The 19,418-nt window shown below is 67.1% G+C and carries 27 protein-coding genes and 2 tRNA genes; 8 read left to right on the forward strand and 21 right to left on the reverse strand.

What is annotated here, in order from left to right; genetic code table 11:
* Positions 1-34 precede the first annotated feature (34 nt).
* Positions 35-466, forward strand: coding sequence for an NUDIX domain-containing protein (locus tag N0B31_RS06105; protein WP_260594967.1), 432 nt, complete (start codon positions 35-37; stop codon positions 464-466).
* Positions 467-618: 152 nt separating this feature from the next.
* On the opposite strand, the gene rpsB is transcribed toward N0B31_RS06105, so the two are convergent.
* The 15 genes from rpsB to N0B31_RS06180 form a co-directional block, all read right to left on the reverse strand.
* Complete coding sequence (gene rpsB, locus N0B31_RS06110) at positions 619-1,410, reverse strand: 30S ribosomal protein S2 (RefSeq protein ID WP_260594968.1); 792 nt, start codon at positions 1,408-1,410, stop codon at positions 619-621.
* Complete coding sequence (gene eno, locus N0B31_RS06115; protein ID WP_260594969.1) at positions 1,407-2,609, reverse strand: phosphopyruvate hydratase; 1,203 nt, start codon at positions 2,607-2,609, stop codon at positions 1,407-1,409. Before eno ends, rpsB begins: the two co-directional genes overlap by 4 nt.
* A complete protein-coding gene (locus tag N0B31_RS06120) occupies positions 2,606-2,806 on the reverse strand; it encodes a DNA-directed RNA polymerase subunit K (RefSeq protein ID WP_260594970.1) in 201 nt (66 codons plus the stop codon). The genes eno and N0B31_RS06120 overlap by 4 nt, the downstream gene beginning before the upstream one ends.
* Before the next feature lie 5 nt (positions 2,807-2,811).
* On the reverse strand, positions 2,812-3,006 hold the full coding sequence (locus N0B31_RS06125; protein ID WP_260594971.1) for a DNA-directed RNA polymerase subunit N: 195 nt from the start codon (positions 3,004-3,006) through the stop codon (positions 2,812-2,814).
* Positions 3,007-3,012: 6 nt separating this feature from the next.
* On the reverse strand, positions 3,013-3,411 hold the full coding sequence (locus tag N0B31_RS06130) for a 30S ribosomal protein S9 (protein WP_260594972.1): 399 nt from the start codon (positions 3,409-3,411) through the stop codon (positions 3,013-3,015).
* The gene (locus tag N0B31_RS06135) at positions 3,405-3,842 is read right to left on the reverse strand and encodes a 50S ribosomal protein L13 (protein ID WP_260594973.1); all 438 of its coding nucleotides are present in this window, start codon (positions 3,840-3,842) and stop codon (positions 3,405-3,407) included. Before N0B31_RS06135 ends, N0B31_RS06130 begins: the two co-directional genes overlap by 7 nt.
* Complete coding sequence (locus N0B31_RS06140; RefSeq protein ID WP_260594974.1) at positions 3,839-4,192, reverse strand: 50S ribosomal protein L18e; 354 nt, start codon at positions 4,190-4,192, stop codon at positions 3,839-3,841. Before N0B31_RS06140 ends, N0B31_RS06135 begins: the two co-directional genes overlap by 4 nt.
* 180 nt (positions 4,193-4,372) lie before the next feature.
* Positions 4,373-4,457 (reverse strand) — tRNA-Leu (locus N0B31_RS06145).
* 132 nt (positions 4,458-4,589) lie between these two features.
* Positions 4,590-5,375 (reverse strand): DNA-directed RNA polymerase subunit D, encoded by a 786-nt coding sequence (locus N0B31_RS06150; protein ID WP_260594975.1) that lies wholly within the window; start codon positions 5,373-5,375, stop codon positions 4,590-4,592.
* 1 nt (position 5,376) lies between these two features.
* Positions 5,377-5,775 (reverse strand): 30S ribosomal protein S11, encoded by a 399-nt coding sequence (locus tag N0B31_RS06155; protein ID WP_260594976.1) that lies wholly within the window; start codon positions 5,773-5,775, stop codon positions 5,377-5,379.
* Positions 5,772-6,296: a 30S ribosomal protein S4 gene (locus tag N0B31_RS06160; protein ID WP_260594977.1), complete on the reverse strand. Its 525-nt coding sequence runs from the start codon at positions 6,294-6,296 to the stop codon at positions 5,772-5,774. Before N0B31_RS06160 ends, N0B31_RS06155 begins: the two co-directional genes overlap by 4 nt.
* Complete coding sequence (locus tag N0B31_RS06165; protein ID WP_260594978.1) at positions 6,297-6,812, reverse strand: 30S ribosomal protein S13; 516 nt, start codon at positions 6,810-6,812, stop codon at positions 6,297-6,299.
* A gap of 18 nt (positions 6,813-6,830) precedes the next feature.
* Positions 6,831-6,915, reverse strand: a tRNA-Ser gene (locus N0B31_RS06170).
* Positions 6,916-7,073: 158 nt separating this feature from the next.
* Positions 7,074-7,319 carry a DUF7976 family protein gene (locus N0B31_RS06175; RefSeq protein ID WP_260594979.1) on the reverse strand — a complete coding sequence of 82 codons (246 nt, stop codon included), beginning with the start codon at positions 7,317-7,319 and terminating at the stop codon, positions 7,074-7,076.
* Positions 7,316-8,356: an Mrp/NBP35 family ATP-binding protein gene (locus tag N0B31_RS06180; protein WP_260594980.1), complete on the reverse strand. Its 1,041-nt coding sequence runs from the start codon at positions 8,354-8,356 to the stop codon at positions 7,316-7,318. The genes N0B31_RS06175 and N0B31_RS06180 overlap by 4 nt, the downstream gene beginning before the upstream one ends.
* Before the next feature lie 126 nt (positions 8,357-8,482).
* On the opposite strand from N0B31_RS06180, the gene N0B31_RS06185 reads away from it, so the two are divergent.
* Positions 8,483-9,160 carry an Ntn hydrolase family protein gene (locus N0B31_RS06185; protein WP_260594981.1) on the forward strand — a complete coding sequence of 226 codons (678 nt, stop codon included), beginning with the start codon at positions 8,483-8,485 and terminating at the stop codon, positions 9,158-9,160.
* Positions 9,157-9,897 carry an archaeal proteasome endopeptidase complex subunit alpha gene (gene psmA, locus N0B31_RS06190; RefSeq protein ID WP_303655786.1) on the forward strand — a complete coding sequence of 247 codons (741 nt, stop codon included), beginning with the start codon at positions 9,157-9,159 and terminating at the stop codon, positions 9,895-9,897. Before N0B31_RS06185 ends, psmA begins: the two co-directional genes overlap by 4 nt.
* A gap of 18 nt (positions 9,898-9,915) precedes the next feature.
* Here the strand turns inward: psmA and N0B31_RS06195 are convergent, their stop codons facing one another.
* Entirely contained in the window at positions 9,916-10,977 is a 1,062-nt protein-coding gene (locus tag N0B31_RS06195; RefSeq protein WP_260594983.1) for a winged helix-turn-helix domain-containing protein, read from the reverse strand.
* 143 nt (positions 10,978-11,120) lie between these two features.
* On the opposite strand from N0B31_RS06195, the gene moaA reads away from it, so the two are divergent.
* Both moaA and N0B31_RS06205 read left to right on the forward strand, forming a co-directional pair.
* Positions 11,121-12,116 carry a GTP 3',8-cyclase MoaA gene (moaA, locus tag N0B31_RS06200; protein WP_260594984.1) on the forward strand — a complete coding sequence of 332 codons (996 nt, stop codon included), beginning with the start codon at positions 11,121-11,123 and terminating at the stop codon, positions 12,114-12,116.
* A gap of 70 nt (positions 12,117-12,186) precedes the next feature.
* Complete coding sequence (locus tag N0B31_RS06205) at positions 12,187-13,059, forward strand: CAP domain-containing protein (RefSeq protein WP_260594985.1); 873 nt, start codon at positions 12,187-12,189, stop codon at positions 13,057-13,059.
* A 13-nt stretch (positions 13,060-13,072) separates the two neighbouring features.
* Here N0B31_RS06205 and N0B31_RS06210 read toward each other — a convergent pair whose 3' ends face one another.
* From N0B31_RS06210 to N0B31_RS06220, 3 genes are all read right to left on the reverse strand, one after another.
* The gene (locus tag N0B31_RS06210; RefSeq protein ID WP_260594986.1) at positions 13,073-15,118 is read right to left on the reverse strand and encodes a PKD domain-containing protein; all 2,046 of its coding nucleotides are present in this window, start codon (positions 15,116-15,118) and stop codon (positions 13,073-13,075) included.
* A gap of 147 nt (positions 15,119-15,265) precedes the next feature.
* Entirely contained in the window at positions 15,266-15,835 is a 570-nt protein-coding gene (locus N0B31_RS06215) for a HalX domain-containing protein (RefSeq protein WP_260594987.1), read from the reverse strand.
* A 76-nt stretch (positions 15,836-15,911) separates the two neighbouring features.
* Entirely contained in the window at positions 15,912-16,376 is a 465-nt protein-coding gene (locus N0B31_RS06220; RefSeq protein ID WP_260643963.1) for a DUF7960 family protein, read from the reverse strand.
* 152 nt (positions 16,377-16,528) lie between these two features.
* Between N0B31_RS06220 and N0B31_RS06225 the strand changes: the two genes are divergently transcribed.
* Complete coding sequence (locus N0B31_RS06225; RefSeq protein ID WP_260594988.1) at positions 16,529-17,566, forward strand: tyrosine--tRNA ligase; 1,038 nt, start codon at positions 16,529-16,531, stop codon at positions 17,564-17,566.
* A 1-nt stretch (position 17,567) separates the two neighbouring features.
* On the opposite strand, the gene N0B31_RS06230 is transcribed toward N0B31_RS06225, so the two are convergent.
* Positions 17,568-17,933 carry a winged helix-turn-helix transcriptional regulator gene (locus N0B31_RS06230; RefSeq protein WP_380627213.1) on the reverse strand — a complete coding sequence of 122 codons (366 nt, stop codon included), beginning with the start codon at positions 17,931-17,933 and terminating at the stop codon, positions 17,568-17,570.
* A gap of 136 nt (positions 17,934-18,069) precedes the next feature.
* On the opposite strand from N0B31_RS06230, the gene N0B31_RS06235 reads away from it, so the two are divergent.
* Positions 18,070-18,513, forward strand: coding sequence for a DoxX family protein (locus tag N0B31_RS06235; protein ID WP_260594989.1), 444 nt, complete (start codon positions 18,070-18,072; stop codon positions 18,511-18,513).
* Between the two features lie 183 nt (positions 18,514-18,696).
* Positions 18,697-18,936: an HVO_2901 family zinc finger protein gene (locus N0B31_RS06240; RefSeq protein ID WP_260594990.1), complete on the forward strand. Its 240-nt coding sequence runs from the start codon at positions 18,697-18,699 to the stop codon at positions 18,934-18,936.
* A 62-nt stretch (positions 18,937-18,998) separates the two neighbouring features.
* On the opposite strand, the gene N0B31_RS06245 is transcribed toward N0B31_RS06240, so the two are convergent.
* Entirely contained in the window at positions 18,999-19,400 is a 402-nt protein-coding gene (locus N0B31_RS06245; RefSeq protein WP_260594991.1) for an SRPBCC family protein, read from the reverse strand.
* Positions 19,401-19,418: the final 18 nt, after the last annotated feature.

Below are 19,418 nucleotides of genomic sequence, written 5' to 3' on the forward strand. Positions count from 1 at the left end.
GAACCTCAAGTGACCGGCCCGAGAGACCCGACCCATGGACCCGTCGTTCGACGTCGAGCGCCTCCGGGCGAACCCGTCGGTCCTGACCCGCGCCGAGGAGTCCGTCGAGGACCCGGAGGCGTTCAGCTACTGGGACTCACTCGCCGGGATGGTCGCCGTCGGGGTGACGAACCGCGACGGTGCGGTCCTCTTGATGGACGGCCCACACGGCTGGCGATTGCCGTACGGCCCGGTCGAACCTACCGAAGAGTGGCCCGCGGTCGCGAGACGCATCGCCCGTGCCGTGACCGGGGTCGGGCCCGAACCGAGCGCGGTCGACCGCGTCTCGAGACACACCCACCGACACGCCGACACGGGCCGGGAGACCGTCACCCACGACGTGGTCGTCCGCGCCGGTCCCGTCGAGGGGACGCCAATCGCCGCGACGCCGACGTTCGGACCGTGGGACGACCTGACCGTCGACTAGCACGATTCGGTTCCCGCGGACGCCTACCACGCGGACGAGGACGCGGTCGCGGACGTCCGCCGGACGCTGGACCGGGCCTGAGCGACCCACCGATTCACGCCGCTACGCACGGCTCCCGGAGGCGTCGAAACTGAGCAGAAAGGCTCGCGCGCTCAGAGGTCGGTCTCGAAGTCCTCGAGGGCGTACGCCGGTTCGGCGCCACGCCGGTCGAGCGTCTCGTTGGCCAGCAGCCAGTAGACCACCGAGAGGGCCTTACGCCCCTTGTTGTTCGTCGGGACGACGAGGTCCACGTTCGAGGTGGTGTTGTTCGAGTCGCACATCGCCACGACGGGGATACCGACCGTGATGGCCTCCTTGACGGCCTGACTGTCACCGATGGGGTCGGTGACGACCACGACGTCCGGCTCGATGTAGCCGTCGTACTTCGGGTTGGTCAGCGTGCCCGGGATGAAGCGGCCGGTACGGGCACGGGCGCCCACGGCGTCGGCGAACTTCTCGGCCGGGAACCGACCGTACTGGCGGCTAGACGCGACGAGGATCTGCTCGGGCGCGTAGTTCGAGAGGAACGACGCGGCCGTGCGGATGCGGTCGTCGGTCTGGCTCACGTCCAGCACGTACAGACCGTCGGTGCGGACACGGTGGATGAACCGCTCCATGTCCTTGGTCTTCTGCTGCGTACCGATGTGGACACCCGCGGCGAGGTAGTCCTCGACGGGGATGAGGAGGTCCGCCTCGTCGTCGGGCATGACGTCCTCGTCCAGCACGGCCGGCTGTTCTTCCTCCTCCGCCTCCGCCTCGGCCTCCGTGGCCTCGGGTTCGGCGGCGTCCTCGGCGTCGACCTCCTCGGTCTCGGCCGGCGGTTCTGCGTCGGTGGGCTCCTCCTCGGCGGCGGCCTCCTCTTCGGCCACGGCCTCGGCGTCGAGCCCCTCTTCGTTGTCGCTCATGCGTTCTCCTCGATTCTGATGAGTTCGTTCAGTTTGGCGGTTCGCTCGCCACCGACGGCGCCCGTCTTGATGAACGGGGCGGCCGTCGCCACGGCGAGGTGTGCGATGGTGGTGTCCTCCGTCTCTCCCGACCGGTGGGAGATGACGGCGTCGTAGCCGTTGTCCCGAGCGAGTTCGACCGCGTCGAACGCGTCCGAGAGCGTCCCGATCTGGTTCGGCTTGACGAGGATGCTGTTGCCGGCCCCCTCGTCGATGCCACGCTGGAGTCGCTCGACGTTGGTGACGAACAGGTCGTCACCGCAGACGAGGGTGCGGTCGCCCACCCGATCGGTCAGGTCGGCGAACCCCTCGAAGTCGTCCTCCTCCAGCGGGTCCTCCACGTAGACGAGGTCGTGGTCGTCCACGAGGCCGGCGACGTAGTCGACCTGCTCTTCGGAGGTGCGGGTCGTGTCGCTGTACTCGTAGACGCCCGACTCGGCGTCCCACATCTCGGACGCGGCCACGTCGAGCCCCATCCGGATCTCGAAGCCGACCTCGTCCTCGGCTCGGTCGATGGCCTCGGCCACGATGGCGAACGCCTCCGCGTCGGAGACGCTCGGTGCCCACGCACCCTCGTCGCCCTTGCCGGCGGGCAGATCCCGTTCGGCGAGGACGTCGTGGACCGCACCGTGGACCGCCGCGTTGGCGAAGACGGCCTCCGTGACGGAGGGCGCGCCCACGGGCGCAGCGAGGAACTCCTGGATGTCGGTCGCGTCGGCGGCGTGCTCGCCACCACCCACGACGTTGCCCAGCGGCGTCGGGTACTCGTCACCCCGGAAGGCGCCGCCGAGGTGCTGGTAGAGCGGCGCGCCGAGCACGTCGCTGGCGGCCTTCGCCGCGGCCATGCTGATGGCGACGGCGCTGTTCGCGCCGATCTCCGAGAAGTTCTCGGTCCCGTCGGCGGCCCGGAGCGCGGCGTCGACGCCACGCTGGTCGCCCGCGTACACCTGCCCCTCGAGTCGAGGGACGGCGAGTTCGCGGGCCTTGGCGATGGCCTCCTCGGCCGGTCGCTCGATGGCCTCGTACTCACCGGTCGACGCCCCGGAGGGCGCCGCGGCACGGCCGAAGCCGCCGGACTCGGTCGTGACCTCGGCCTCGACCGTGGGGTTGCCACGGGAGTCGAGGACGCGACGGAGTCGAACGTCGGTGACGAGCGTCACGACTCACCACCCGCCGAACGGACCGACCCCTTCCGACGGACGGTGAACGGCAGCACACCGGCGTCGTACTCCTCGGCCGCGATGAGGATGGGTTCGACCTGTTCGGTCTCGACCAGCACGGGAGCACCGAACGACACCTGCAGCGCTCGCGCCCCGATGATGCGTGCCTTCTCGTACCGATTGTGTTGCTGTTCCATCGTGCTCACTGGTAGGGGGCGACGATGTCGACCAGGTCCTTGTGCGAGATGAGCATCCGCCGGCAACAGTGCCGGTCGACGCCCAGGTCGTCCAGTACCTCGGCCGCGTTCTCACCGTCCTCCTGGGTCCGAGTCTTGAACTCCTCCCAGTGTTCACCGACGACGTTGCCGCACGTGAAACAGCGGACGGGTACCATCATGATGGATCACCGGTAGGACTTCTGGTAGCGGGCCCGAGCGCCGGGGCCGCCCCACTTCTTGCTCTCGGACTGCCGGACGTCGTTGACCAGCAGCGAGCGGTCGAACGTCATGAACGCGTCGCGGAGTTCCGCGTCGTTCGTGTGCTCGACCAGTCCGCGGGCGATGGCCGTCCGGGCGGCGTCGGCCTGCCCGGAGAACCCACCGCCCTGGACGGTGATGTCCACGTCCACGCTCTCGCGGAGCTCGTCCGGCGCGATGCGGAACGGCTCCAGCATCTTCAGTCGCGCCAGCTCCGGCTCGACGAGCTCCACGGGCTTGCCGTCCAGTCGGACGCGCCCCTGGCCCTCGCGCACCGTGGCGCGGGCGATAGCGGTCTTCTTCTTGCCTGAGGTGTTGGTTACCATGTGACGTTGGCCCCGAGTTGTTCGCTGATCTCGCCCAGCGAGACGAACTTGATGTTCGAGAGTCGGTCGAGCGAGGTCTCGTCGAGCACCTCGCCGTCCTCGTCGTACGGGTTCCCCACGTAGACGCGGACGTTCTCGAACGCCTCACGCCCACGCGTGGTCTTGTACGGAATCATCCCGCGCACCGCACGCTTGAAGATGCCGTCCGGCCGCTTCGGGTAGTACGGCCCACGGTCCGAGCCGACCCGGACGCGGTCGCGGTAGACGCTCATCACGTCGTCGCGGCCGCCGGTGATGACGGCACGCTCGGCGTTGATGATGGCGACGCGCTCGCCCTCCATCGCCTTCTCGGCGACCTGCGAGGCGACGCGTCCGAGGATGCAGTCGCGGGCGTCGACAACGACGTCCGCGTCGAACTCTGCCATGCTCATCGGAGGACCCTCACGTTCGAGCCTTCGGGATTCTGTTCGAGTGCCTGTTCCAGACTGATCGCCTCACCGACGGCGTCCACCTTGGTGCGGGCGGTGCCGGAGAAGTTCACGGCCGCGACGGTGACCTCCTTCCGGAGCGCACCGCTGCCGAGCACCTTGCCCGGCACGACGACCGTCTCGTCCTCGCGGGCGTACCGTTCGATACGCCCGAGGTTGACCTCTGCGTGGGTCCGCCGCGGCTTCTCCAGCCGGCCGGCGATGTCGCCCCACACGTCGCCGCCCCCGTTGCGGGCGGTCGCCTTCAGCTCGGCGATGAGGTCGGCGAGACGCGGGTTGGTCTTGCTACTCATTGCTTAGTGTTGGTGTCGAGAGAGTCGGAGTGAGAGCGGAAGCCGTCGGCTCGTCCGGAAGGACGAGTCGAAGAACGCAGGGAGCAGGATCCGAACCGCCGCGAGACGCGCCGCGCCTCACGAGGATCGAACCTGCCCGTGTGCAGTTTCGCAACTCGCCCGTTCGGTCGAGTTGCAAAATGCAGGGAGCAGGATTCGAACCTGCGGACCCCTATGGGACAGCGCCCTGAACGCTGCGCCGTTGACCTGACTTGGCTATCCCTGCTCGCACTCCGTCGTACAGTTCGCCCCGTTTTACCCCTTTCGGTACGGCCGTTCAGAACCGGACCGGCGGCGGCAGTGCTCGCGGACCGCGAGCGACCGTCGACTGTGGGTGTTCGGGGGGACATTGCGATTCCTAGAGTTGGACTGCTTCTTCGAGTTCGTCGGCGCGGTCGTGGATCGACTTCACGGCCTCGAGGACGAGGTCCTCGACGGACATCGAGCCGTCCGTCTCCACGCTGAAGACGAAGGCGTTGGGCACGTCGTGGACCTCGACTTCCTTGCCGGGGTAACGCTTCGTGAGGTCGTGGTCGAACGTCTCCGTCGGGACGACGTCGCCGTCTGCGGCGTCGTACTCGTCCGCGACGTGTTCGGCCTCGTGCTCCTCGATGACCCCGCGCAGGATGTTGGGTTCCTGCTCGCCGTACTCCGGCGCGTCGCCGACGACCTCCACACGCTGGAGGTGTCGGTAGCCGACGGCCACGCCGCCCTGGTGTTTGGCGTGGTCCTTCCCCCGACCCAGGACGGCCTCGGCCTCGAACTCGAGGCGCTGGCCCTCCTTCAGGTCGATGATGGGGATGTTCCGGTCGGCCGGCTCCACGAGGGGTTCGGCCGACTGGATGTCACCCGAGTACGCCGTGTCCGGACCGGTCACGTCGAGCGCGAGGGTGACCGAGTCACCCTCCTCGAACTCGCCGGGCGGCGTCGTCAGCGGCACCAGACCGAGGCGGAGTGCGATCTGCTCGTCGAACATCACCGACGAGTTCTCGATCATCCGCACGGTGTCGATGGACATCGTCGGCACGTCGGCCACGATGGCCCGCCGGATGCCGTTGGCGAACGCTGGCGTGATGCCGCGGGCGACGAACCGCGCCTCCCGGTCGCCGCGGTCGATGAACTCCACCTCGAACTCGTCGCTCATCTCAGAACCCCTTGTTCTTCGGTGCGCGCGTCCCGTCGTGCGGGATGGGTGTGACGTCCTCGATGCGACCGATCTCGATACCGGCACGGGCGAGCGCACGGATGGTCGCCTGCGCACCGGGACCGGGGTTCTTCTGCTGGTTGCCACCGGGGCCGCGCACGCGGACGTGCACGCCCTCGATGCCGGCGGCCTTGATCTCCTCCGCGACGACCTCGGCCATCTGCATGGCGGCGTACGGCGACGCCTCGTCGCGGTTCTGCTTCACCACGGTCCCACCCGAGGACTTCACGATGGTCTCCGCGCCCGTGAGGTCCGTGACGGTGAGGATGGTGTTGTTGAACGACGCGTAGATGTGGGCGACGCCCCAGCGGTCCTGCTTCCCGCCTTCCTCGGCGCTCATTCCTGACCACCCGCGCGTTCGGGGTGCAGGTCGTCCGCCAGCGGACTGTTCTCGTCGAACGCGATGAAGTCCTCCTGTGCGGTCGGGACCTTGTACGACGGCGTGGTGACACGCGCGCCCTCGACCGTGATGTGGCCGTGCCCGATGAACTGTCGGGCCTGCTGGGGCGTGTGTGCGAGCCCCTGCCGGTACGCGACCGTCTGGAGTCGCCGTTCGAGGATGTCCGTGGTGTCCAGCCCGAGGACGGCGTCGAGTCCGTCGTCCTCGCCCAGGATACCGAGTCGGACGAGGCGAGCGAGGAACTGCTCTCGCTCGCGTCGGGTCAGTTCCTCCTCACCGACCTGCCCGAGCAGCCGACGCGCCTCGCGCCGGTAGCCGCGCAGTTCGGACTGCGAACGCCAGAGTTCCTCCTTGTTCTTCAGACCGTAGCGCCCGAGGAGGTCGGCCTCCTCGCTGATGCGCTGGCCCTGGAACGGGTGGTTCGGCGTCTCGTAGAACTTGGTGTTGCTTCCGAGTGGCATTTACTCGCCCTCCGCCTCTTCGGCGGCCTGCTCTTCCTTGATCGCCTGTACGTTGACCCCGATGGTACCCTCGGTACGACCCGTGGACTTCGTGCGCTGCCCGCGGACCTTCGCACCGCGCTTGTGACGGACCCCCTTGTAGGAGTCGATCATCTTCATGCGGTTGATGTCCCGGCGGCGGGTCATGTCCAGTTCGTTACCGATCTCGTGGGTGGTCTCACCAGTGAAGAACGCTCGCTGGTGGTTCGTCATCCACTCGGGCACCTCGTCTGCGTACCCCTCGACGAGTTCGACCACGCGGTCGATCTGCTCCTCGTCGAGTTTGCCGAACACGGCACGGCGGTCGACCTCCGCGCGCTCCGCGATGATGCGGGCGGCGCGGTGGCCGATGCCGTTCATGTCGGTCAGGGAACGCTCGACGCTCTTGGTGCCGTCGAGGTCTGTCTGGCCGATTCGGACGAAGTAACGGATGTCCTCCGCTTCCTCCTCCGGTTCTTCCGGTTCTTCTGCACTCATGTCTTGTTGATGTGTTAGCGTCGTGGCAGGGATTTGAACCCTGGAGGCTGTACGCCACTGAGTTAGCAACCCAGCGCCTTGGGCCATGCTTGGCTACCACGACCTGCTTGCCGTTATCGTCGCCCTCTCGGACTCGGGACACTGCGCCCCTACACGCATCTTCGCGTACGACAGAACCCGGTGCCGACACTTAAACACACCGAAACGGTGGGTGGTGTGTCGCGGCGTGACGAACCACGCAGCCCCGTCGTTGGGGGAGACTCAGTCTCGGTTCCGCTCGCGCGCCAGCGTCCCGCGTTGTTTGACGTTCACGATGTGCCGTGTCGCCCGGTAGATGTCCTCCGGTGTCGTCTCCTCGGCCTCGTCGTAGAGGTCCGACAGCCGGTAGACGATGGCCGCGAGCTGCTCGGACTCCGAGGTGTCCCCACGCACCTCCCCGGCCACCTCCCGGAGCAGCGCCACCTTCTCGCGGTCGGGCGCGAGCGGGTCGGCGTCGTCGTCGCTCATCGGTTCGAGCGGGCGACCCGGTTGCGGTGGACGATACCCTGCATGTCCGCGGTCTCGCCGACGAACTCGCGGAACTTCTCGGCAGTCTCGCCGTCGTCCAGGACGGCGGGCTTGCCGTCGTCACCTCCTTCGCGCACGCGAGGGTCCAGCGGCAGGTCGCCGAGGAACGGCATGTCGGCCTCCTCCGCGAACGCCTCGCCCCCGCCCTTCCCGAAGATGTCGTGTTCGTTCCCGCAGTCGGGGCAGACGAACCCGGACATGTTCTCGACGACGCCGAGCACGGGCGTCTCGAACTTCCCGAACATCCGCATGGCCTTGCGCGCGTCGTCGACGGCGACCTCCTGTGGCGTCGTGACGACCACGGCACCCGAGACGGGCACCGACTGGAGCATCGAGAGTTGTGCGTCCCCGGTCCCCGGTGGCAGGTCGACGATCATGTAGTCGAGCGTCCCCCACTCGACCACCTCCCACAGCTGGGTGATGTACTTGTCCACCATCGGACCGCGCCAGATGACGGGGGAGTCCTCGCCGGTGAGGAAGTCGATGGACATCACCTTCATCCCGTACTTCACCGGTGGGATCATCGTCTCGTTCTCTGTGACCCGTGGCCCCTCGTCGGCTCCGAGCATCCGCGGGACGTTCGGGCCGTAGATGTCGGCGTCGAAGAGGCCGACACGGGCGCCACGGTCCGCGAGCCCGGCCGCGAGGTTCACCGAGACGGTCGACTTCCCGACGCCACCTTTGCCGGAGGCGACGGCGACGATGTTCTTCACGGTGGGGAGCACGCTCTCGTCGGCGTCCCCACGGTCCACGCTCGCGCTCAGGTCCACCTCGAGCCCCGAGTCGACGAGCGCCTCGCGGACCCGGCCGGCGATGGCCGTCTCCGTCGGTGAGTACGGCGCACCCAGCGCGAGGTCCACGCTGACCGTCCCGTCCTCGACGGTCACGCTGTTCACGAGTCCGAGCGAGACGATGTCGTCCCCGAGGTCCGGGTCCTCGACGCCCGAGAGTGCGTCGCGTACGGCGGCTTCGTCCATACACCGTCTTGGCCACGTGCGGTCGAAAAGGGTTGTGACCCGTCACAGCCCCACAGGTGACGCGGGCGCCATCTGCTAAGGAATCCTTTAGCGAGGGTATAACCGGCACCGTCCACTACGGGGGGTATGGTCGGAACTCAAGACCCGACGCGGTACGAACTCGGGACGCCGCCCAGGTTGGACAAGGAGCTCTCCGGGGACGCCCAGACGTACGACACCGGGACGACGACCGTCGGTATCCGGACCGACGAGGGCGTCGTGCTCGGGACCGACCGCCGGGCCAGCCTCGGCGGTCGCTTCGTCGCGAACAAGGACGTGGTGAAGGTCGAGCAGGTCCACCCCACGGCCGCCGTCACCATCTCCGGGAGCGTCGGCGGCGCGCAGGCGTACACCCGACAGCTCCGGGCCGAGGCCAGCCTCTACGAGAATCGTCGAGGTGAGGCGATGAACATGCAGGGCCTCTCGACGCTCGCGGGGAACCTGCTCCGGGGGCTCCCGGTCGGCATCGTCCTCGGCGGCGTCGACGAGGAGGGGTCGCACCTCTACCAGGTCGACGGCGCCGGCGGCGTCCTCGTCGAGGACCAGTACACCGCGACCGGCTCGGGGATGCAGATCGCGACCGGTACCCTCGAGGACCGGTTCGACCCCGAGGGGGGCATCGAGGACGCGCAACTCGCTGCGGGCGACGCCATCGCCGCCGCCAGCGAGCGTGACACCGCCTCGGGCAACGGCTTCGTCCTCGCCGTCGTCACCGAGGATGGTGTCGAGGTCGACGCCTACAAGTCCACGGAGGAGGTCCGATAATGCAGAACTCACAGCAGCAGGCCTACGACCGCGGTATCACCATCTTCTCGCCGGACGGCCGGCTCTATCAGGTCGAGTACGCACGCGAGGCAGTGAAGCGCGGGTCGCCGAGCGTCGGCGTCCGGACCCACGATGGCGTCGTGCTCCTCGCCGGCGGCCGCGTGCGCTCGTCACTGCAGGTGCCCGACAGCGTCGAGAAGATCCACAAGATCGACGACCACATCGGCATCGCGAGCGCGGGCCACGCTGCCGACGCCCGCCAGCTCGTCGACTTCGCCCGCCGGCAGGCACAGGTCGAACGCCTCCGCTACGAACAGCCGGTCACCGTCGAGAGTCTCACGAAGGAGATAACCGACAACATCCAGCAGTACACGCAGACCGGTGGCGCACGGCCGTTCGGTGTGGCGCTCCTCGTCGGCGGCGTCGACGAGAACGGCACACCGCGACTGTTCGAGACGGACCCCTCGGGGACCCCCTACGAGTGGCAGGCGGTCGCCATCGGGGCCGACAGCGAGGCCATCCAGAAGCGGCTCGAGGAGGAGTACGACGAGGCTCTCTCGCTCGACGAGGGGCTCGACCTCGCGCTGCGGGCGATGGCGGCCGAGAACGGCGGCACCGGCACGCTCGACCCCGTCGGGATGAGCGCGGCCCGCATCGACGCCGAGACGGGAGCCTACGAGGCGCTGACGCGGGAGGAACTGGCCTCGCGCATCGAGGAACTCGGCCTCCTCGGCTGAGGACCCCCACGGACCGAGTCAGGCTGCCGCCGAGTCCGAGTCGGTCCGACGCTCCGGCTCCGTCTCCACGCTTTCTTCTGTCTCTCCCGGCGTCTCCACGGCGGCCTCGTCCAGCGACCCCTCGGAGACGGCACGCGCGAGCGGCCGGCGTGACTCGTGGCCGACCGTGAGGTCGCGGCCGACGAACAGCGAGAGCAGTTCGTCCTCGAGTTCGAGCGTCACCCTCACCGCGAGCGGGTCGGTCGAGACGACACGCTCGGCCCACTCCGGCCCGACGTTCCAGATGGGGCGCTCGTCGAGGGCGACGCCGTGGTCGTGGGCGAACGCCACCACGGCCGGGTGGTCGAGGAGGGCCACGGTGACTGGACACCGTAGCGCGTACCCGCAGGTCCCACAGTCGAGCGAGGCACGCGCGAGCGGCAGTGCGTCGCTCGCCCCCGACTCGTCGGGTCGCACGTCGTCGGTCTCACCGTCCCCGACGAGTTCGACAGTTGCCGAGACCGCGCCACCACACTCCGGACAGTTCCCGTCGCGCATCAGCGAGATACGGTTCCTGTGGTGGGTATCGAACGCCCGCGGGAGCGACGCCTCGTCGTGGCTCCGGAACCCGCCCGGCGGGAACGGGAGCGAGAGTACGTCGCGAGCGCACGCCCCACAGGTGACCGTGGTGAGGTTGTCCCGGACCCGGAGTTCGAGGGCCTCCTCCGTACAGAACGGACACGGGTCCGCGAGCGCCACGGGGTCGCGGTCCACGCTCTCGGTGTAGGTGCCCGCCGCCACCCCACGGGCCACCTGCAACCCCGCGTAGGTCAGCGAGTAGGTGTCCGGGTCGTCCCCCTCGCCCACCGTCTTGGTGAGGTAGTGGCCGACGAGTTGCCGGAGGTGGTATGCGAACCCCGCCGTCGTCGTCTCGTCGCTGGCCTCGTAGAGTTCGGTGAACGTCCGCGCGGTCGGCGTCACGTGGCCACCGTCGGTGTCGAACAGCGCACGGAGCACGCCCACGCGTGTCTCGTTCGCCAGCAGTTTGAACGCCTCGCTGGCCGCGTCCGTGCCGGCGTAACCGTCCGTGTCGTCGTTCACCTCCACCCGTAGTGGGTTCGTCCGGTTAAGTTCCCCGCCCGAGGTGGATATCGGCGGCGCCACCTCGCGAACGTAACCCCAGACGGTTACGTGACACCCCGTACCACCACCGCGCTTAAGCGGGGTGGAGCGAACCACCAGGTATGCTCGAAGACGAGTTCGGACGTGGGTTACGGGGCGTCCGAATCTCCCTCACGGACCGCTGTAACTTCGACTGCGTCTACTGTCACAACGAGGGGCTGGGTGACACGCGCGGACCGCTGGAACCGCAGGACGACGAGATGAGCGCCGACGACGTCGTCAGGTTCCTCGAGGTCTGCGAGGAGTTCGGCGTCGAGAAGGCGAAGTTCACCGGCGGCGAGCCGATGCTCCGTGAGGACCTGGAGGAGATCATCGAGCGTACACCGGACTCCATCGAGACGTCGCTCACGACCAACGGCACCTTCCTCCCCGGCCGCGCCGAGGGGCTCGTCGAGGCGGGCCTCTCGCGGGTCAACGTCTCGCAGGACGCTCTCGACCCCGAAGCCTTCCGCGAGGTGACGAAGTCCAACGGCTACGACGACGTCATCGAGGGCGTGCTCGCCGCCGTCGACGCGGGGCTCACCCCTGTGAAACTGAACATGGTCGTCTTCGAGCACACCGCGGGCTACGTCCCCGAGATGGTCGAGCACGTCGCCGAGAACGACGGCCTCCAGCTCCAGCTCATCGAGTACATGCCCGAACTCGCGGGGCGCCCCGAGTGGGCCGTCGAGATCGACCGCGTCCACGGCTGGCTCGAGGAGCAGGCCGACCGCGTCGAACGCCGTGAGATGCACGGCCGACGCCGGTACTACGTCGGCGAGGACGAACACGGCGAGGGCGGCGGGATGGTCGAGGTCGTCGACCCCGTCGGCAATCCCGACTTCTGTGCGAACTGCGAGCGCGTCCGCGTGACCCACCAGGGGTTCCTGAAGGGCTGTCTCAACCGCAACGACGACCTCCGGCCCATGGGCAAGATGACGAAGCCCGAGATCCGCGAGGCGCTCCGTGCGACTGTCGCGAACCGGGTCCCCTACTACGGCGAGTACATGGTCCGGGACGGGGACGGCGGCTGGAAGGTCAACGAGAAGTACCTCGGGACGCCGCTGGCCAGCGACTGACCCACCGTCGAACTTTTGTTTCACCCATTCCCAACCGGGAACGAGTGCCCACTGTGGCGCGTGACCCACCGTGCAGGACGACACCGCCCCGACCCGTGGCCGCAGCGACAGCGGCCGCTCCACGCTGCTCACGTTCGTCGTCGCCCTACTCGCGCTCGCCGTCGTCGTCGCCGGCTTCCAGTTCCTCCCGGCACGGTCGGGGACGCCCGCTTACGCCGAGGGGGTCACCCCGACCGCCGAACCGACACCGTATCTCGAACCGGTCCCGAACCCGCCGGACCCACCGCTGACGAACACCTCGAAACTGACCGCCGAAGAGGTGCGCTACGTGGAGGACTGGCTGTTCTACTACGTGAACCAGGAACGGATTCGGCGTGGCATCGACCCGCTCGTTCGACACGATGGGCTGGACTTGATCGCCCGGAATCGGTCGTACAGTATGGGTTTGCGCGACAATGTTACGCATTTCTCACAAACGGGCGAACATTCGCTTGATGTAGAGTTCAGGAAGACCAGATTCGATAGCTGTCACTACTACGGAGAGAATATTGGGGCAACAAGATACGGGCCAAATCTATCTGAACAGCGATTCCCCAAAACAGTTCTCCAGATACCCAAAGAGGCTGTAAGGGGGTTTATGTACTCAACGCCGCACAGAGAAGCGATCTTAGAGAAGGATTTTGAGGAGGTCGGGATTGGGGCGTACGCGGAGCATAATTGGACGTATATTTCGATAGTCTTCTGTAACAGCGGTGACCAAAATGGGTCTGATTACTACGACCGTCATGTAGAGCCAGCGATTCGTCATCCAGAATGGTTGCCAAAAGAGACCCGGGAGGTCATCCTCTACGACTACGACCCCGATGGGTCAGAGAGTGTTGAACCACCGGCGTGGCTCGACTACACAAAGACGTTGACACCGATCCCGAACGGAACTGGATAGGCCTCCGATCCTATCAGAAACAGATCTCGAAGCCTAACGTAGTTTCAGAACAGGACTCGTCTGAATTGTCAGTCTGGGTCGACTCTTCCTCAGCGCTATCCGAAGACTCGGAAGCACTCGACTCTTCCTGACCAGAATCTGATTCGCTACCGAGGTTTGAGAACGCTTCCGTGATGCTGTCGATGGTGTCCGAGACGACATCAGTCGCCGAATCGTCGGAATCCTCGTTGTCGTTCTCTTCACTCGAGCTATCCTGACCAGTGACCGAGTCAACTGTATCTGAAAGACCACCGAACGCCTCTTTCAGCGCTCCACTTATGCTTTCACCACCGTCAGACGTGTCGCGCGATGACGAGGAACCTCCGTAAGACTCGCTAGATTTCAAGTCTCTAATCTTCTCTGTGTCGGGCTCGACAGAGGGAGCAGACGGATCGCCGTAGCGTTCCTGCCAATCTTGGAGATCAACACGTCCATCCCCCGTCAGGTCGGTGGCAACTGACTTGTCGTTCTTGCTGTACGTACTGTAGCCGGATTCCACCTCCGACGAATTGACGATGGAGACGACAGTCTCGTTCTGGGGGCTGCTTGTGTTAGCCCTGTTCGTATTCTCCTCTTGGGTCTGGTTCGCGGGGACCGGCACGTCCTCAGCCATAGCCGATCCGGGTCGGATGGTATCGTCGTCGGGTCTCGCAACTTGATACCAATCGACGTCCCAACCGGGGTGACTGTGAGGGCCGATGAAATCGTCTGGCCCCTCGTTCGGGTCTCGGTCGTAGATTAGTTCACCAGTAGCCTTGTTCCAGCATCGTATCGGTTGGTCAGATACACCCGAGCCATAATCGTAGAAAGTACAGTCCGCTGTTCTGGGACCAGATTCCTTTTTGTAAGTTTTCGATACTGACCGGCTTGAGCTTATCACGATCGAATCCGTCGCCGACTCTCCATCGTCGTCGACGGCAGTCACCTCCACCCGCTTCGACCCGTTGCCAGTCGGAACCCTCACGGACCGGACGGTGTCGGTATCCCGAACCGACGCCACTGGGGACCCGCCGCTCCAGGAGACCGTCGTCACTGAGCCGTCCGGGTCGCTCAACTCCTCTAGCGACAAGACGATAGCCTCGCCGGGGTCCACGTCACCGGGGTCGGCGATACTGACCTTCGGCGGCGCGTTCCGCTCGACGTACACGGTCTTCTCGGCGAGGAACGTCTCCTCGCCGTCGGTGGCCGTGACGACGACGTCGTGCTCGCCCGGTGAGAACGAACGGTCGACGGACCGGCTCAGCTCACCGGCCTGCCAGCGGAACGAGACGTCCCCACCGAACCCGTCCGTGACGGCGGTGTACGTCCCCGTCTCACCTTCGTCGAGAGACGCTGGTCCAGAGATGCGGAGCGAACGGTCGCAGCTCTCGGCCGAGTCGGGGTCGGTACAGGCCGGCGGGTCGATACACGTCGGGCCGAGGGTCTCCGCGCAATCGGGCCCGGGAGGGGCGTAGGGGCGAGCGGTCGGAGCCTCGACTGCCGTCGACACCGTGGCTGTCGGGCCCGTCGGCGTCGCCGCCGGTGCGGCCGCGGGTGCGGAAGTGTCGGGACTCGGTTCCGATGTCGTCGGTGGACGCGGGGGGGGAGTGTCCGAAGACGGTGTCGTCGTTCGCGTGGGACCCGCGGTGGGCGAGGTGGTCGGTGTCGCCGGTCGCTCCACGAGCACGTAGAGTGTGTCACTGGCCTGATTCCCGTCGTCGTCGGTCACCGTCACGGTGACCTCGTACCGGCCGGGCTGCGTGACGGTGAGTCGTGTCCGTCCACGGTTCGGCGGTGCTGGGACTGTCGTCCGACCGTCGGGCGTCTCGACCGCCCAGCGATAGTCGACGAGTCGGCCATCGGGGTCACGCGAGCCCGTCGCGTCCAGTGTCACCGTCGCGCCGACCGTGACTCGCTGGTCGAGCCCCGCGTCCGCGAGCGGTGCCTCTCCGTCGGTCGACTGCGCCACCACGCCCGCTGGCAGGACGGCTGCCGACAGCGTGGCCACTGTGAGGGCGAATGCGAGCATTATTCTTCCCATTCGTGTTCGGAATTAACCGAAACATCGCTCTTAAACCTAGTGCCGCAGATCGAGGGCTTGCTACGCGGTGGGGTACGAATCCGGGTCGGGAGTGGTGGTGAGAGAGGTGGGGGGAGCAGCGCCGCGGGCTCGGACGTCCGGCACAACTCAGGGGTCGGCTTCCGCCGCGACGGCGAAGCGGTCGACGGCCCCGATATCGTCGTCCACGTCGTCCAGTTCGGCACGCAGCCGGGAGAGACGGTCGCGAAGGACCCGCACCTCCGAGGCGTCCGTGTCGGAGTCGGCCTCCGCGCAGGCGACACGGCGGGCGAGGTCGAAACACCGCCGGAGACGCGCGTCGTACTCGGCCCGGCCGAGCAGGCGTTCCACGGCCGCGACCAGTCGCTCGTCGGCCACGGGGTCTGAGAGACACTCGTCGACCCGGTCCGGGAGTCGCTCGACGGCCGGCGTCTCGGCGTCGAACGGGACGACGAGCGCGACGCGGGCGTGTGTCCCCTCGAGTCTGTCGTGGAGTTCGCCAGGCGAGACGCGGGGGGTGTCCCGCGAGAGCACCACGGCCCGCACGTCGGTCTCGGTCAGGTCCGGCACGTCACCCGGTTTGCTGACCGTCAGGACGCGAAATCCGTGGTCCGCGAGCGTGCGCTCGTAGGCGGTTCGCATCGACTCGTCGTGGTGGCAGACGAGCACCCCGCCGTCGACACCGTCGGCGTCGCTCACTACACCGGGATGGGCGACGATGGTGGATAAATCCACGTCAGACACCGCGCTCCGGTCGTTTCGTCGAGGCCGAGACTCAGGCTTCGACGCCGGGTTCCCCGTCGACGGCGTCGAGTTCCTCCATCGCCCAGCGGACGACCCGCGCCTCGACCAGCGCGCGCTCGGAGTGGAGCGAGTCGGCGTCGCCGTACTCCCGGACGACGCGGTCGGCATCCGCGAGCATCTCGCGCTCGAGCGGCCGCTGGTTCGGTTCGTCGCGAGTGTCGTTCAGCAGCGCCTCGAAGTCCTCGCGGAGCACGAACGAGGCGCGGGCCACGTTACAGCGCGGGAGCGGGGTCATCCCCGTCTCGAGGACGAGGTCACGAACCACCTCCCAGTCGGACTCGCAGAAGTGGATGGAGACCTCCCCCTCGATGTCGCGCCACGCGATGGGGCCGGAGTTCTTGAGCAACTGGACGGCCCGCGGCGGGATGTCGATACGGGCCGCGGTGTCCGGGTCGTCGCAGAGACAGCACGGTTGCTCCGTCTTACCCGTGTACATCGCTCGCAGGTAGGGTGGCGAGCGGTATGGGTCCTGCGTAAGCGGCACCCGACGCACCTCCTCGGGTGCCACTCGCCCACCGCGTGTGGCTCCGTGTCACTCCCTCGCGGCCACCCGAACGATTTATCGGCGGCCTACAGGAACTCAGGGGCATGGATACGGCCGAGCGGACGCGTCTCGTCTCGCGGTTCACGGAAGAGGTGATCACCGAGGAGGAGCTCGAAGCCCTGTTCGAGCGGTCGGACCCGCCGACGGCGTACATCGGGTACGCCCCGACCGGCGAGATGCACATCGGACACTTCACCACGATGCGCAAGCTCGCCGACTTCCTCGACGCCGGCGTCGAGGTGACGGTCCTCGTCGCGGACCTGCACGCCCACTTGGACGACGAGAAGTCGCCGTTCGCCCTGCTCGACGCGCGCTCGGCCTACTACGAGACGGCCATCGAGGGGATGATCGAGGCGGCCGGCGGCGACCCGGAGCGGGTGTCGTTCGTCCGCGGCACGGAGTACCAGCTGGAGCAGCCGTACACGCTCGAGCTCTACCGGATGATGGCCGAGACGACCATCTCGCGCACGCAGCGGGCGGGCAGCGAGGTCGTCCGCGAGTCCGACAACCCCAAGCTCGGCGGGCTGACCTACACGCTGATGCAGAGTCTCGACGTCGGCGCGCTCGAGGCCGACATCGCCTACGGCGGCATCGACCAGCGCGGCATCTACATGCTCTCGCGCGAGATCCTCCCGGACTACGGCTACGAGAAGCCCGTCTGCGTGTTCGCCCCTCTGCTCTCCGGACTGACCGGCGGGAAGATGTCGGCCTCCGAGGAGTCCTCGAAGATCAACCTCACCGACGACGACGAGACGGTCGCCGAGAAGATACAGGCGGCCTACTGCCCGCAGGGCGAGGTCGAGGACAACGGCGTGCTCGAGTACCTGCAGTACCTCGTCTTCCCGGTGTTCGACGTCCGTGACGAATCGCTCGTCGTCGAGCGTCCCGAGGAGTACGGCGGCGACCTCGTCTACGAGAGCTACGCGGAACTCGAAGCCGACTACGTCTCGGGCGAACTCCACCCGGCCGACCTGAAGCCGGCGGCCGCCGCGGCCATCTCGACGGTCGTCGAGCCCGTTCGCGACCGCCTGCTCGGGGAGCCGGACCTGCTCGCCGAGGCGTACCCGGAGAAGTACGACTGACTCAGGCGTCCGTGTCGAGCCAGCTGTCGGCCCAGTTCTCGATCTCGCTGAACACCGGACAGAGCGCCTCGCCCTTCTCTGTCAGGCTGTAGTAGGTCGCCACGGGCGCGTCCTCCTCGAGACGCCGGTGGACGAGCGCCGACTCCTGCAGGTCGTCGAGGACGCGTGAGAGCGTGCGAGAACTAGCGTCCGTCGACCGCTTGAGTTCGTTGAACCGCTTCTCGCCCTCCGTCAGGTCGTGGAGGACGACGAGCCGCCACTTCGAGCCGATCTGTTCCATCGACTCTACGACCGGGCAGGGGCTACTCGCGTTGCGCTCCACGTCGGCCGACACGTCCTCGCTCGAGGGAGTGGGCTGGGATGACATCGGTGTTACGTGGTATCCGGTACGTCCGGGAATCGGTATATAGGTTCGCTTTCGTACCAGGTAACGCGATGAAACCAGTATCCGAATCCGAACTCGATACCGACGTGCGACCCCCTGTCACCGGCGAGGTGACGGCGTGAGCTACCTCCTCCAGTCCGGCCTCTTCGCCTCGGCCGGTGCGGACGAGGTGTTCCTGCTCGCTCGGGTCTTCTTCGGCGGCGTCGTGGCGTTCATGGGGCTCAACCACTTCACGAACCTCGACGACATGGCAGGCTACGCGGGGATGAAGGGGGTCCCGGCACCCGAGTTCTCCGTCGTCGCCAGCGGACTGATGCTCGTGCTCGGCGGTCTGAGCGTCCTCACGGGAGCGTTCGTCGTCCTCGGGGCGGGCGCACTCGCCGTCTTCCTCCTCGTCTCGGCGCTGACGATGCACGACTTCTGGACCGTCGAGGACCCACAACAGCAACAGACGGAGCTGACCCAGTTCCTGAAGAACGTCACCATGGCCGGTGCGGCCCTCGTGTTCCTCGCGCTCGCCGGCGCGCCGTGGGGCTACGCGCTCGACGTGGGCGTCCTCTGAGCGGCCGCGTTCCGTTCACGGGTATCGATTCGCGGGGCGACGACACCGGCGACGACGGCCCTGTCTGCCGGCGGGACGCCGCTCGGCACGCGCAGAGCAGACAGGTGACCGACAGTCGGGTATAAATATCCCCCGTATGGAAAGGGGCATCTAGATAAGGGCGGCTGAGCAATCGCCCCCTGTATGACGCACACGTGTAGGAACTGCAAACGGACGTTCACGTCCGAACTGCGCTACGAACTCCACCAGGACAAGTGCTCTGACGAGACCCTCGTATGCAGCCAGTGCGGCGGGAAGTTCAGCGAACGACGCGCCACACGAGACGGCTGGCACTATCGGTGTCCGAACGACGAGTGCGAGGGCGAGGGCCTCGGCGAGGACCTCCGTGCCGTCGGCGACTTCACCGTCGCCCCGACCCGGTAACCCCGTACCGCTCACCGACCACCACCGCCCGACAGGGGGGTTCCTGCACGTCTTCCGTTCGCTCACGCTTTGCTCAGTGCTAGCAGTTCTATCCGTTCCAGCGCCCGTCGACAGACCGCCGCGTACGGCGCGGCCAGCGGCGGCACCTCGAACGCCGCCCGGCAGGCGTCCGGTCCCACCGCCTCGACACGATGCCCAGTCGCCGGCACGCCTGCCACCGACCACGTCCAGCGGTAGTCCGTACACCCCGTCACCTCGAAGGGGACCCACCCCAGTGGCGTCCGGACTCGCCCCGTGGTTCCCCGCTCGACGAGACGCACGTCGCAGTCGACGGCCTCGACCGACGGTCCCCACTCGGGCCAGCACCGGGTGTCTCGGAAGATGGCCCACACACGCTCACGCGGGGCGTCGACGTGCCGCGAGACGAGCAGCCGTCGGCCGTCGGGAGTCCGTTCCAGTCGCACGGGACGAGGTACGCTTCG

The sequence above is a fragment of the Salinirubellus salinus genome (genome assembly GCF_025231485.1).
Classification (GTDB): domain Archaea; phylum Halobacteriota; class Halobacteria; order Halobacteriales; family Haloarculaceae; genus Salinirubellus; species Salinirubellus salinus.